This is a genomic window from Parasphingomonas halimpatiens (assembly GCF_036663795.1).
Classification (GTDB): Bacteria; Pseudomonadota; Alphaproteobacteria; order Sphingomonadales; family Sphingomonadaceae; genus Sphingomonas.
In genome coordinates this window covers 150,986-163,163 of record NZ_JAXOJP010000006.1, presented here as the reverse complement: position 1 = coordinate 163,163, position 12,178 = coordinate 150,986, and the positions used below count along the sequence as shown (strand labels likewise).

The 12,178-nt window shown below is 65.9% G+C and carries 14 protein-coding genes; 1 reads left to right on the top strand and 13 read right to left on the bottom strand.

The genetic code is table 11. The annotated features are described in order from the left end of the window. Positions 1-30 precede the first annotated feature (30 nt). The 6 genes from U1839_RS08895 to U1839_RS08870 all read right to left on the bottom strand — a co-directional run bounded on the left by U1839_RS08895 (position 31) and on the right by U1839_RS08870 (position 6,178). Positions 31-291 carry a hypothetical protein gene (locus tag U1839_RS08895; protein WP_332803300.1) on the bottom strand — a complete coding sequence of 87 codons (261 nt, stop codon included), beginning with the start codon at positions 289-291 and terminating at the stop codon, positions 31-33. Continuing rightward, positions 288-1,385: an LPS export ABC transporter permease LptG gene (gene lptG, locus U1839_RS08890; RefSeq protein WP_332803299.1), complete on the bottom strand. Its 1,098-nt coding sequence runs from the start codon at positions 1,383-1,385 to the stop codon at positions 288-290. Before lptG ends, U1839_RS08895 begins: the two co-directional genes overlap by 4 nt. After that, positions 1,382-2,578, bottom strand: a complete 1,197-nt coding sequence (lptF, locus tag U1839_RS08885) for an LPS export ABC transporter permease LptF (protein WP_332803298.1) — start codon at positions 2,576-2,578, stop codon at positions 1,382-1,384. Before lptF ends, lptG begins: the two co-directional genes overlap by 4 nt. Before the next feature lie 94 nt (positions 2,579-2,672). Next, entirely contained in the window at positions 2,673-4,616 is a 1,944-nt protein-coding gene (locus tag U1839_RS08880; protein WP_332803297.1) for an ATP-binding protein, read from the bottom strand. A gap of 52 nt (positions 4,617-4,668) precedes the next feature. After that, a complete protein-coding gene (gene spt / locus U1839_RS08875; protein WP_332803296.1) occupies positions 4,669-5,931 on the bottom strand; it encodes a serine palmitoyltransferase in 1,263 nt (420 codons plus the stop codon). Between the two features lie 4 nt (positions 5,932-5,935). After that, the gene (locus tag U1839_RS08870) at positions 5,936-6,178 is read right to left on the bottom strand and encodes an acyl carrier protein (RefSeq protein ID WP_281125008.1); all 243 of its coding nucleotides are present in this window, start codon (positions 6,176-6,178) and stop codon (positions 5,936-5,938) included. Positions 6,179-6,296: 118 nt separating this feature from the next. Here U1839_RS08870 and U1839_RS08865 point away from each other — a divergent pair, with 118 nt between their 5' ends. Further along, the gene (locus tag U1839_RS08865) at positions 6,297-6,842 is read left to right on the top strand and encodes a Pycsar system effector family protein (protein ID WP_332803295.1); all 546 of its coding nucleotides are present in this window, start codon (positions 6,297-6,299) and stop codon (positions 6,840-6,842) included. Positions 6,843-6,904: 62 nt separating this feature from the next. Here U1839_RS08865 and U1839_RS08860 read toward each other — a convergent pair whose 3' ends face one another. The 7 genes from U1839_RS08860 to rplU all read right to left on the bottom strand — a co-directional run bounded on the left by U1839_RS08860 (position 6,905) and on the right by rplU (position 12,088). Next, positions 6,905-7,810, bottom strand: coding sequence for an SDR family oxidoreductase (locus tag U1839_RS08860; protein WP_332803294.1), 906 nt, complete (start codon positions 7,808-7,810; stop codon positions 6,905-6,907). Then, the gene (gene proB / locus U1839_RS08855; protein ID WP_332803293.1) at positions 7,807-8,940 is read right to left on the bottom strand and encodes a glutamate 5-kinase; all 1,134 of its coding nucleotides are present in this window, start codon (positions 8,938-8,940) and stop codon (positions 7,807-7,809) included. Before proB ends, U1839_RS08860 begins: the two co-directional genes overlap by 4 nt. After that, positions 8,925-9,971, bottom strand: coding sequence for a GTPase ObgE (gene obgE / locus U1839_RS08850; RefSeq protein WP_332803292.1), 1,047 nt, complete (start codon positions 9,969-9,971; stop codon positions 8,925-8,927). The genes proB and obgE overlap by 16 nt, the downstream gene beginning before the upstream one ends. A 1-nt stretch (position 9,972) precedes the next feature. Continuing rightward, positions 9,973-10,575, bottom strand: a complete 603-nt coding sequence (locus U1839_RS08845) for a TetR/AcrR family transcriptional regulator (RefSeq protein ID WP_281125003.1) — start codon at positions 10,573-10,575, stop codon at positions 9,973-9,975. Positions 10,576-10,714: 139 nt separating this feature from the next. After that, a complete protein-coding gene (locus U1839_RS08840) occupies positions 10,715-11,260 on the bottom strand; it encodes a GNAT family N-acetyltransferase (RefSeq protein WP_332803291.1) in 546 nt (181 codons plus the stop codon). Positions 11,261-11,431: 171 nt separating this feature from the next. Then, on the bottom strand, positions 11,432-11,701 hold the full coding sequence (gene rpmA / locus U1839_RS08835) for a 50S ribosomal protein L27 (protein ID WP_281125001.1): 270 nt from the start codon (positions 11,699-11,701) through the stop codon (positions 11,432-11,434). An 18-nt stretch (positions 11,702-11,719) separates the two neighbouring features. After that, complete coding sequence (rplU, locus tag U1839_RS08830) at positions 11,720-12,088, bottom strand: 50S ribosomal protein L21 (RefSeq protein WP_281125000.1); 369 nt, start codon at positions 12,086-12,088, stop codon at positions 11,720-11,722. Between the last annotated feature and the right edge of the window lie 90 nt (positions 12,089-12,178).

Genomic DNA, 12,178 nt, shown 5'->3' with positions numbered 1-12,178 from the left:
GCACGATTGCTTGCTTCCGTTTCGATCGCGTCAGGACTTGTCGTCGTTCGTCTCGATACCCAAAAACTCCGGAAGTGCCTCGACGAAACGCCGTTGCGCCCCATATTCGTGGGCAATCTCCCTGACACCGGCAACAAAAGCGACCCGAGCCTCGATACCAGCCATTTGCATTGCGCCGGCTAACTGCTCGGTCGCTGCGACCGCGGCGTCCGGATCGATCACTTCGTCGTCGGAAAATTCGAGGAAGATCGTGAGGTCGACCAGAGCCCTGATGATCTGCCGGTCGATCACTCCTCGGTCCTGATCAGCACCGCCTCGCCGATCAGCAGGAACAGCAGGAACGGCGCCCAGGCGGCGAGGAAGGGCGGGTAGGCGCCGAGATTGCCCATCGCCAGCGCGAAATTGTCGCCAAGGAAATAGGTGAAGCCGAGCGCCATGCCGAGCACCGCGCGGAGGAACAATTTGCCCGAGCGCGCCAGCCCGAAGGCGGAGATCGCGCCGAGCAACGGCATCAGCACCGCCGACAGCGGGCTCGACAATTTGTGCCACATCGCCCCCGACAGCGCCTTGGTCGGCCGGCCCGCATCGGACAGGTCGCCGATCGCCCGGTAAAGCTCGCCGAACGACATGGCATCGGCATCGACGCTCGCCAGGGTAAGCTGGTCCGGACGCACGCCATGGCCGATCACCACCGCGCCGAGTTTTGTCAGGCGACCGCTCGCGACATCGAACCGCGTCGCCGGGCCGATCCGCCAGCCATCGCCGGCGCGCACGCCATGCGACGCGCGGATGATGCTCGCCATGCGCCCGTCCTGACGGTCGTACAGCGTGACGTCGCTGAGTTGTGCGGTATTGCCGTGCCCGCGCACCTGCGCGACCTGGATCAGGTCGTCGCCATCGCGTACCCAGACATTGGAGCGGTCGCCGCGATCGACCGGTAGCGGTGCATAGCCGCCTGCCTTCCATACCGAGAGCGTTGCGGTCGCCCGGCTGACGATGCGGTCGTTGAACGCGAACGACAATATCGCGATGCCGAGGCTCGCCACGATCAGCGGCGCGAGCAATTGATGCGCCGAAAGACCCGAGGCCTTGAGCGCGACGATCTCGCTGTTCTGGTTCATTGTGCTCAAGGTCAGGATCGTGCCGAGCAACACCGCGAACGGCGTGAAGGTGGCGATGATCTGCGGCGCGCGCAGGCTGACATAGCGCAGCTCTTCGGCCTGGCCATTGCCATGATAGGCGAGGATGTGCCCGGTCTCGCTGAGCAGATCCATCATCTGCAGGATCAGCACGAGCGTGGCGAGGATCGCCAGCGTGCGCACCACAAATGCCTTCGCCATGTAGATCGTCACGGTGCGCGACGGGAAGGGATTCAGCGCGATCATGCCGTTTTCGCCTCACGCCGCTTCGGCAATAGTCGGCCGAGCAGCTTGGTCACCTTGGAGAAGCTGCGCTCGAGCGCGCCGATCGGCTGGCCGCCAGGCACGAAGGCGATGACATAATACATCCAGCAGCAGATCGCCGCGAACACGGTGAACGGCACCCACAGGGCAAAGAAGGGATCGATCTTGCCGAGGCCGCCAAGCGCCTGCCCATATTCGTTGACCTTGTGATAGGCGACCACCATCACGATCGACAGCACCACGCCGAGCGCCGAGGTCGAGCGTTTCGGCGGAATGCCCAGCGCCAGCGCCAGCAAGGGCAGGAAAAACATCGACAGCACCTCGGCGAGCCGGAAGTGGAATGCCGCGCGACTGGTGTCGCGCTCCTCCTCGGTGGCATGGCTGTCGTGCCCGATGCGCACCAGTTCGGGGAGCGTCCGTTCGACATTGATGCCACCCCGCGTGCGGAAGGTCTCGATCTTGGGCAAGGGGATCGGCAGGTCGTGCGAGGTGAAGGTGAGCACGCGCGGCGTGACGAAGTCCGGCGCGTTGTTGATCAGCGTGCCGTTGGTCAGCCGGAAGATGATCTCGTCGGGATTGTCGGTGGCGAGGAACTGGCCGCGTTCGGCGGTGACGGCGTACCAGTCGCCCCTCTTGCCGGCATATTGCACGAAGATGCCCGAGAGTTTGCGACCCTCGTCGCGGCTGTCCTCGATCCGCACCGTCGCGCCATTGGGAAAATGCGTGAACTCGCCGACCTTGATCGAGGCGCCGAGCGCACCGGTGCGCAGTTCGAAGCGCAGTTTCTCATAGGTATAGCGCGCGTCGGGCTGAATGAAGCCGACGATCGCCAGGTTGATCAGCGCCAGCCCGATCGCGAACATGTAGGGCACGCGCAACAACCGGTGATAGCTCAACCCGACCGCGCGCAGCACGTCGAGTTCCGAGCTCGTCGCGAGGCGACGAAACGCCAGCAGAATGCCGAGCAGGAGCCCGATCGGGATGCCCAGGCCGAGATATTCCGGCAGCAGATTGGCGAGCATGCGCCACACCACGCTGACCGGTCCGCCTTCATTGGCAACGAATTCGAGCAGGATGCGAATCCGGTCGAGAATCAGCAGCATGGCCGTAATCGCGAGACAGGCAAGCATCGGCAGTGCAATCAGCCGGGCCATATAGCGGTCGATGGATTTCATGATCGCTTGAAACGGCCTTTATGGGCTGGGCGGGTCGGGGCGAATGCCAAGTCGAGTGGCTATATCGGCGCGAGAGCGCGCCGTCAGCTACAAATCACGCTGCCGCCACGCGATCGGGCGCCGCGCGTGATGCCGCTACGGCTTCGCCCAGCGCACGGTCGAGTGCCGCGATGGTGAATGGCTTGCGCAGCACGGCATGCCCGCCAAATGCCGCCTCTCCGGCATCGCCGGCAAAGCCGGTCACGAACAGCACGGCGATGTGCGGCCAGCGCGGGGTCAGCGCGGCGATCATTTCCGGCCCGGTCTGCCCCGGCATCAGCACGTCGGAGACGATCACGTCGATCGCGCCATGCTGTTCGAGCAGCCCCGGCGCGGCGAGCGGATCGTCGCACGCGATTGCCTCGTGGCCGAGTTCGCGCAGAGCGCCCATCGTCGCGCCCAGCACGCGCGGATCGTCCTCTACCACCAGTACGCGCAGCGCGACGGGGGTCGCTTGCGTCTCCGCCGCAACGGGCGCGTCGGTGACGCCGCTGGCGGCATTCTGGTGGCGCGGCAGGAACAAGGTCACGGTCGTTCCGCTGCCAAGGGTTGAGTCAATCACGATCTCACCCTCGGCCTGGCGGACGAAGGCGAAGGCTTGGCTCAGCCCCAGCCCGGTGCCCTGGCCGGTCGGTTTGGTGGTGAAGAAGGGCTCGAAGACGCGCTCGATCGTATCCGGCGTCATGCCGCAGCCCGAATCGGTGACGGCGATGGTGACATAGTCGCCGGCCGCGCAGCTGCCGATCGCGCCTGCCGCGAGGCTGCGCCCTGCGGTGGCGATCGCCAGCGTCCCGCGTCCGTTCATCGCGTCGCGCGCATTGACCGCGAGGTTGAGCAGGACATTTTCGAGTTGCAGCTTGTCGGCGCGCGTCGCCCAGCCGCAACCATCGTCGCTGACAGTGACCGTGATGGCGCCGCCGATCGTGCGATCGAGCAGGTCGGACATGCCGGCGACGAGTGCGCCGGCCTCGATCGGTTCGGCGCGCAGCGCTTCCTCGCGCGAAAAGGCGAGCAGGCGACGCGTCAGCGCGGCCGCCCGGTTGGCACCTTCCATCGCGCTGTCGATATGTCGCGCGGTGTCGGGGCCCCCGGCCTTTAGCTGCCGCGCGGCAAGCTCCAGCCCGCCGATGACGACCGCGAGCATATTGTTGAAATCATGCGCGATACCGCCGGTCAACTGGCCGACCGCTTCCATCTTCTGGATCTGTCGCAGCCGGCCTTCCTGCGCGCGGAGTTCGGCGGTAGCGCGCGCCACGGCTTCCTCGAGGTCAGCCGAACGCTCGCGCTCCACCTCGGCCTCTGCGCGCGCGCTGGCGCGCTCGGCGAGCGCCTGGACGGTCAGCCAGCCAAGCACGATCGCGCCGAGCACGATCAGCCCGCCGAACACCATCAGCACCTTCGCGGCATTGCTCGACCAGGTGACCGAGGCCATCGCATCGCCGGTGCGGCGTTCGAGCAGTGCGCGCTCGCGCCCGATGATCAGTTCGAGCAGGTCGTTGATCCGCGCCAGCGATGGCGCCTGGCGTGCCGCATAATAGCGCGCCAGCGCCTGATCGTTCTTCTTGTAGCGCGTGCTGAGCGCGACATCGACGAGCTCGTCGCCGCGGGTGCGATAGGCGATGCGGAGCGCATCGATCGGGCGCTGGAGCGACGGGTTGTCGTCGGTAATCTGATCGAGCCGGTTGATCTGGTCGCCGGCGAGCTTCCACTGGTCGAAATAGACCGAGCCCAATGCTTCATCGCCGCTGATCACATAGCGCCCGAGCGATGCCTCGGACTGGGCGATCGTGCCCGACAAGGTCCGCGCGAGGATCATCACGTCATAGCTGTGGCGTTGCAACTGCAAGGCGTGGTCGCGCTCATGGTTGGCGTTGCCGACGGTGACCACCAGCGCGATCAGCACGAACGCGCCCATCGCCGCCGTGACGATCAGCATGATCGTACGCCAGGCGCGTCGCGGCTCGCCCATGGACGCCATGTCGGCATCGGTTGCGCTCATGGCGACGGTCTCTACCCCCAAGCGCGACTCGTGGGAAGTCGCGTCCTGCCGATCAGGCGATCACGCCCAGTGCCTGGCCCGCCGCGCGGAACATGCCGAGGACGGTCTGGATCTGCTCCGCACTGTGCTCGGCGCAGAGCGAGCAGCGCAGCAGATAGGTGCCGGCCGGGGTCGCCGGGGGGCGCGCCATGTTGACGTACAGCCCGCCCTCGAGCAGCGCCTGCCACATCGCCACTGCCTGGGTCTGGTCGTCGAGGATGATCGCGATGATCGCCGATTGCGGCGTGTCGGTGCCGAGCTTGAAGCCCATCGCCTTCAAGCCACCATGCAGCGTGCGGGCATTTTCCCACAGGTGCGCGCGCTTGTTATGGGCGTGCATCAGCTTGCGGATCGACATTGCGGCCGTCGCCACGACGGACGGCGGCAGGGATGCGGTGAAGATATAGGGGCGGCAGGCAAGGCGGATCGCCTCGAATTTGGGATGGTTCGACACGCAGAAACCCCCGACCGTGCCGACCGATTTGGAGAAGGTGCCGATGATGAAGTCGACATCGGCTTCGCAACCCTGGTCCTCATACACGCCGCGGCCATGCGGGCCGAAAAAGCCCATCGAATGCGCCTCGTCGCTCAGCACCATCGCGCCATGCTTCTTGGCGACCGCGACCATCTCCTTGAGCGGCGCGATGTCGCCGAGCATCGAATAGACGCCCTCCAGCACGACCAGCTTGCCGGCTTCCTTCGGCAGACGGCCGAGCCTTTTGTCGAGATCCTCGACACTGTTGTGGCGGAAGCGCACGATCTCGGCATTGCCCTGCGCGCAGCCGTCATAGATCGAAGCGTGGCTGTCGGCGTCGAGGATGACATATTCGCCCTTCCCGGCGAGCGTCGAGATCATGCCGAGATTGGCCATATAGCCGGTCGAAAAGACGATCGCGCCGGTCACACCGTAGAAGTCGCGCAGCGCCTGTTCGACCTCCATATGGTCGCGGAACGTGCCGTTGAGCATGCGGCTGCCATTGGTGCCCGAGCCGAACTGGTCGAGCGCGTCCTTGCCGGCCTGGATGACGTCGGGGTCGAACGTCATGCCCATATAATTATAGGTGCCGAGCAGGATCGTGTCCTTGCCCTTGATCACCGCCTCGGTCGGCGATTTGACCTTGTCCATGACGATCGCGAACGGATCGGTGACGCCCGAATCGAGCAGCGCCTGGCGCTCGGCAATCAGGCCGTCGAATTTGGACATCAGGTCGCGCTCGGGCGCGATCGTCGCGGGGTTTTCGGGCAGCGCCTCGGCCACCAGTCCAGCATCGCTCATTGCGTCAGCCCTTCAGCTTCTGCACCGCATCGACCAGCTGGCCGACATTCTCGATCTCGGCCTGCATGTTCATCGTGATGATGATCTCGAACTCGTCCTCGATCGCGGCGACGAAATCCATCACCGTCAGACTGTCCCATTCGAGATCGCCCTGGAAGGTGGTAGCATCGCTCAGCGCCACGCCCTTCTTGTTGAAGGGTTCGATCTGTGCGGCGATCGTTGCGAAGGTCTGGTCACGGTCGGTCATGCTCGATCCTTATTCGGTCGCGGCGGCGATGCCAATCGAATGCGGCGGGAAGGCGGCACCGGCTTGGCAAGCGCGAACGCAAGGCGCAACATCCCATCAAGGCAATTCGGGGGGATCTATGTCGAAGACGCTGCCGCACGATCATCCGGACTATGAATTTCCCAAGGAAGTCCACAACATGCTGGTCTCGGCACTGGCCGCGCATGTCCAGCTGTCGGCAATGGCGGATACCAAGGCCAGCATCCTGATGGGCGCGACCTTCGTCGTTTTTACGTTGACGATCGGCCAGATGGGGTCGGCGACGCTGCTTGCCTCGCCCTCGTTGATCCTGCTCGGCGTATTTTCGTTCATCGCCACCGTGCTGTCGGTCATGGCGGTGATGCCCAAGATCAAGACGCCCAAGGGCCGCAACCCCAACTTCCTGTTCTTCGGCGTGTTCAGCACCGTTTCCGAAGCCGAGTTCGTCGATCGCATGATCGACGTGATGCGCGACGAGGAAACCACCTATCGCATCATGCTGCGCGACCTCTACCAGAATGGCATGGTCCTTCAGAAGAAGAAATATTATTATCTTACAAGAGCGTATCAGGCATTTCTCGCTGGCATTATCCTCACGTTGGTAGCGTTTCTGGTGCAAGCGGCGACCGGTTGGCCGCATCATTGAGAGATATGGTGAAGTTTCTTCGCCAAGAAACTGATTTATGACAAAAAGCTAGACTGTCCAGCTTAGAGCAGGCCGTTTTCGCGATACCATTTTGCGGTCGCGGCGAGCCCGTCGGGCGTGGCGATCTTCGGCTGCCACAATTGCGTCGGCGGGCGCTTCGTGGGGTCGACGGTCCAGTCTGGATGGCAGAAATAATCGACCCGGTCGGGAGTCAGCTTGGCCTTCGTGCCGCGCACCAGCCGGTCGCCATGCGCGATCAGCGTCAGCAGCGCGCGGGGCAGGGGGATCGGCAACACGCGCTTGCCGACCGCCGTGCCCAGCGCCGTCCCGAAGGCGCGGTGCGTCCATCCGCCGGCGACGCCGTCATCGGCCTCGAGCACGAGCCGTCCCGGCTCGCTTTCGGTCAGGACCAGCAACAGCGCGGCGAGATCGTCGACATGGATCACCGACAGCCGCCCGGCGCTCGGCAACAGTGCCAGGCCCCATTGGGCGATGCGGAACATCTCGCGCATCTCCATGTCGCTCGGGCCATAGACCGCTGGCGGCCGCACCACCGTCCAGTCGAGCGTCGAAGCGACGACGCGCGCTTCTGCCTCGGCCTTGGACCAGCCATAGGTCGACAGATCGGGTTCGCGTGCGGCCAGCGAGGAGACGTGGACGAAGCGCCGTATGCCGGCAGCCTCTGTCGCGGCGAGCATCGCTTCGGTCCCGGCGATGTTGCCGGCGGCAAAGCCCGCACGATCGGGCGCGTTGACGACCCCGGCGACATGAATGACGGCGTCGGCGCCTTCGACCAGCCTGGCCAGCGATGCGCTATCGTCGAGCGCACCCTCAATCCAGTGCAGACCCGGCCGTGCCGCTTGCGGCCGTCGTGTCAGCGCGCGCAGCTCGTGCCCTGCGTCCAACGCCTGCTCGATCAGTCGTGCCCCGACAAAGCCGGTGCCGCCGGTCATCGCGATCACGCTCACAGCATCGCCATATGGCTGCGGTGGACCAGGGTCGCGCGCGGCGCATAGCCCAGGATCGCGGCATGTTCCTCGCTGCGCCGGCCCGCGATGCGTGCCGCGTCGGCGGCGTCATATTCGGCCAGCCCGCGCGCGATCGGTCGGCCGTCGGGAGCGTGGATCGCGATCAGGTCGCCGCGCCGGAAATCGCCCTCGACGTGCGTCGCACCCGCGGCGAGCAGGCTTTTGCCGGCGGTGAGCGCCGTCACCGCCCCGGCATCGACGCCGATTGCGCCGCGCGCCGTCAGTCGCCCGGCAAGCCACGCCTTGCGCGCCCGCGCCGCGCCCGTCGCCGCGAACACCGTGCCGCGCCCGGTCGCGGCGAAACGCGCCAGCGGGTGCTGGTGCTTGCCCGACACGATTGCCAGTTGAACGCCCGCCGCCGTGGCGATTTTCGCCGCGGCGATCTTCGAGATCATCCCGCCCGAGCCCATGCCCGATGCGGAGCCGCCATCCGCCATCGCCTCTATCGCGGCGTCGATCCGTCCGACGCGCTCGATCAGCCTGGCGTCGGGGTTGCTGTTGGGGTTGGCGTTATAAAGGCCGTCGACGTCCGACAGCAGGATGACGCCCTGCGCCCCCGCCGCCTGCGCAACGCGCGCGGCGAGCCGGTCATTGTCGCCGAAGCGGATTTCCTCGGTTGCGACGCTGTCATTCTCGTTGATCACGGGCACGACGCGCAGCGCGAGCAGGCGTGCCAGCGTTGCCGAGGCATTGAGATAACGCCGCCGATCCTCGAGATCGTCGAGCGTGACCAGAATCTGCGCCGCCGTCAGCCCTTCGCCCGCGAGCAATTCGGCCCATACCTGGCTGAGCGCGATCTGCCCCGTCGCGGCGGCGGCCTGCGCATCCTCAAGGCTCGCGCGCCCGCCCTTGGGCAGGTTGAGCCGCCGCGCGCCGAGCGCGATCGCGCCCGACGAGACGATCGCGATCTCCTGTCCGTCGCGGTGCCGCGCGGCGATATCGGCGGCGAGGCTTGCAAGCCACGCGCGGCGCACCGTGCCGTCGGCGCCGACCAGCAGCGACGAACCGACCTTGACGATCAGGCGCGCGCAGCCGGCGGTGTCGAACGGCGATGTCAGAGCGGCGACCACTCGATCGCATCCTCGGCGCCACTGTCGTCCACCGGCGCGCCGCTGGCCGGGCCGATCGCCTCGATCAGCTTGTCGAGCACCCAGTCGACCCCCGTCCCGGCGGCGGCCGAGAGCGGGATGACCTCGGCACCGCTCGCCTCGGCAAGTTCGGCCGACAGCGCTTCGATCAACTCGTCGTCGAGCATGTCGATCTTGTTGAGGCCGACGACGAACTTCTTGTCGATCAGCCCGGCGCCATAAGCTTCCAGCTCGGTGCGCACGATACGGAAACTCTCGGCCACGTCGGCGTCATTGGCATCGACGAGATGCAGCAGCACGCGGCAGCGCTCGATATGCCCGAGAAAGCGGTCGCCGATCCCGGCGCCCTCTGCCGCACCCTCGATCAACCCGGGAATGTCGGCGACGACGATTTCGCGGTTCTTGTAGCTGACCACGCCAAGCTGCGGCCGGGTGGTGGTGAAGGCATAGGCGCCGACCTTGGCTTGCGCATTGGTCACCGCGTTGATGAAGGTCGACTTGCCGGCATTGGGAAGGCCGACCAGCCCAGCATCGGCGAGCAGCTTGAGCCGCAGCCACACCCAGGCTTCCTGATAGGGCCAGCCGGTGCCATGCTGGCGCGGCGTGCGGTTGGTCGAGGTCTTGTAGGTGGCGTTGCCGCGCCCGCCGTCACCGCCGCGCAGGAAAACCTCACGCTGGCCGACGACGGTAAAGTCGGCGAGCACTTCCTCCTTGTCCTCGGACAGGACCTGCGTGCCGACCGGCACCTTGATGACGAGGTCCTCGCCGCCGGCACCGGTCATGTTCGAGCCCGCACCGCCATGCCCGCGTGGCGCGCGGAAATGCTGCGTGTAGCGAAAGTCGATCAGCGTATTGAGGCCGGCCACCGCCTCGAAGATGATGTCGCCGCCCTTGCCGCCATTGCCGCCATTGGGGCCGCCATATTCGATGAACTTTTCGCGCCGGAAGCTGACCGCGCCGGGGCCGCCTGCACCCGAGCGGACGAAGATCTTGGCCTGGTCGAGAAAATGCATGTCAGCGGCCTCCCGCCGGCGCGGCGTGATGGTTCGCCAGCAGCGCACTGGTCGCCAGCGTTCGTGCCGTCTCGCGCGGCAGGTTCAGCGCTTTCGACATCGGCCCGCCGAGCAGCGCATCGCCCAGCGCCATCAGCACCAGTTGCAGCGTCTCCTCGCGCAGCGTTACCGCAGAGGCGCCGTCATAACCCTGATCGGTCGCCAGTTCGTCGACCAGCGCGTGAATCGCATCGAGGATCGGGTCGAGCGCATCCTGATTGCCCGACAGGATCATCCAGCTCGCCATCGCACCGGCACCGCGTGCGAAGGCGTCGAAGGTCAGGTCGACCACCTCGCGCGGGTCCTGGTCATTGGCGCGGGCGCGCTTCGCCGCGTCGAGGATCCGCGCGGTGATGCTGTCGGCGAGATGCTTGATCAGCGCGCGCTGCAAATCGGCGGCCGAGCCGAAATGATGCAGCAGATTGGCGTGCGTCCGGCCGATCCGTGCGGCGACCGCTTTCAGCGTCACCGCCTGCGGCCCCTCCTCGAGCAGCAGCGCGCGCGCCGCCTCGATCGCGGCGTCGCGCGATTCTTCGGGAGATAGACGTTTGCGGGGGGACAACATGGACGAAACGGCAATTCTTCAACACGGATGACAAGCGGTCCTGTTCGGCGGTTTTGTCCGCGAAAGCAACCATGCGCGATGCGCCGCCCCACCGGTCACGAGCGTGACCGGTGGGGGAGGGGGCCGGATCGCTTCACGATCAGGCGGCGAGGCGATCCATTCGGCAGTCGCCATCGTCGAGATCGAAGACGAAATCGGCGCACGGCGTCTCGCCGCCGCGTGCCAGCGCCTCGCGCGGCGCGATCCGCCCGGTCGGGCGAAAGCCGAGCTTGGTCAGCACTCGGCCTGATGCAGGGTTGTCGACGAAATGCCCGGCCTTCAGCCTGCGCAGGCCCAGCGTGTGCCGCGCGGTCGAGACCATCGCGCGGCCGGCCTCGGTGGCATAGCCGCGCCCCCAGGCGCTCGGCGTCAGCCAATAGCCGAACTCGTGACCATCCTCGATTTTCGCCATGCCGATCCCGCCGATCAGCTGCGGGTAATCGCCGTCATGCGTAAGGATCAGGCAGAAGATGTCGTGCGGCGCGCGCGGGCGCGTCAGGAACGCCTCGGCATCGGCCACGCCATAGGGCCAGGGCACTTTCGACAGGTTGCGGACCACGCTCTCATGGCCGATCGCGGCGGCGAGCTGCGGGGCATCCTCGGCCCAGGCGGGCCGGAGCGTCAATCTTGCGGTACGCGCGAACATAGATACTCTCCTCGTCGCTTCGCGATGCCGCTGGCACGCCGAGATGACGTGGTCGCGACAATCGCCGGGGAGGGAGCATGAAAAAAGGGAGCCGGTGCGACCCGCTCCCTTTTGATGGTTTCCTGGTGGAAACCCGGGTCGCCCTGCTGGGCAACCCGGTCGGTTGCCCGATTATTCGGCCGCGAGGGCCGGCATGTCTACCGAGCAGAATTTGCGCCCAAGCTTGCCCTCGTGGAACGCCACGCGGCCGCCGGTAAGCGCGAACAGCGTATGGTCCTTGCCGATGCCGACATTGCGGCCCGGATAGAACTTCGTCCCGCGCTGACGCACGAGAATGTTGCCCGGAACGACGGTCTCGCCGCCGAACTTCTTCACGCCGAGGCGACGACCGGCCGAATCACGACCGTTACGCGACGAACCGCCTGCTTTCTTATGTGCCATTTCGACTCTTCCTCGAACTTACGCTTCGGCGGCCGCGGGGGCGTCGCCCTCGGTGGCCTTGGGCTTGCTCGCCTTGGCCTTCTTCTCCTGCGCACCGATTGCGGTGATCCGCAGGATCGTGTGCAGCTGGCGATGGCCGTTGCGACGACGGTAGTTGTGACGACGGCGCTTCTTGAAGACGATGATCTTGTCGCCCTTCGCCTGCGCGATGATCTCGGCGGCGACGGTCAGACCCTCGACCGACTTGAGCTCCGAGCCTTCGCCCGCCAGCAACACGTCGCCGAGCGTGATCGACGCCCCGGCTTCGCCCTCGATCTTGTCGATGACGATCTTATCTCCGGCGGCGACGCGATATTGCTTGCCGCCCGTGCGCACGATTGCGAACATGGCCCTCATCACTTTCAAAATGCATATGCCCGCCCGGGCAGGCCCGGCGGGAGAAGGAGCGTCGCTAGGGGCGGTCGCCGATTCTGTCAA

What these genes read in the sequence shown, in the direction of transcription:
- lptG (WP_332803299.1), bottom strand. Translation starts at nt 1,385, where the DNA reads ATGATCGCGCTGAATCCCTTCCCGTCGCGCACCGTGACGATCTACATG.
- lptF (WP_332803298.1), bottom strand. Translation starts at nt 2,578, where the DNA reads ATGAAATCCATCGACCGCTATATGGCCCGGCTGATTGCACTGCCGATG.
- U1839_RS08880 (WP_332803297.1), bottom strand. Translation starts at nt 4,616, where the DNA reads ATGAGCGCAACCGATGCCGACATGGCGTCCATGGGCGAGCCGCGACGC.
- spt (WP_332803296.1), bottom strand. Translation starts at nt 5,931, where the DNA reads ATGAGCGATGCTGGACTGGTGGCCGAGGCGCTGCCCGAAAACCCCGCG.
- U1839_RS08870 (WP_281125008.1), bottom strand. Translation starts at nt 6,178, where the DNA reads ATGACCGACCGTGACCAGACCTTCGCAACGATCGCCGCACAGATCGAA.
- U1839_RS08865 (WP_332803295.1), top strand. Translation starts at nt 6,297, where the DNA reads ATGTCGAAGACGCTGCCGCACGATCATCCGGACTATGAATTTCCCAAG.
- obgE (WP_332803292.1), bottom strand. Translation starts at nt 9,971, where the DNA reads ATGCATTTTCTCGACCAGGCCAAGATCTTCGTCCGCTCGGGTGCAGGC.
- U1839_RS08845 (WP_281125003.1), bottom strand. Translation starts at nt 10,575, where the DNA reads ATGTTGTCCCCCCGCAAACGTCTATCTCCCGAAGAATCGCGCGACGCC.
- U1839_RS08840 (WP_332803291.1), bottom strand. Translation starts at nt 11,260, where the DNA reads ATGTTCGCGCGTACCGCAAGATTGACGCTCCGGCCCGCCTGGGCCGAG.
- rpmA (WP_281125001.1), bottom strand. Translation starts at nt 11,701, where the DNA reads ATGGCACATAAGAAAGCAGGCGGTTCGTCGCGTAACGGTCGTGATTCG.
- rplU (WP_281125000.1), bottom strand. Translation starts at nt 12,088, where the DNA reads ATGTTCGCAATCGTGCGCACGGGCGGCAAGCAATATCGCGTCGCCGCC.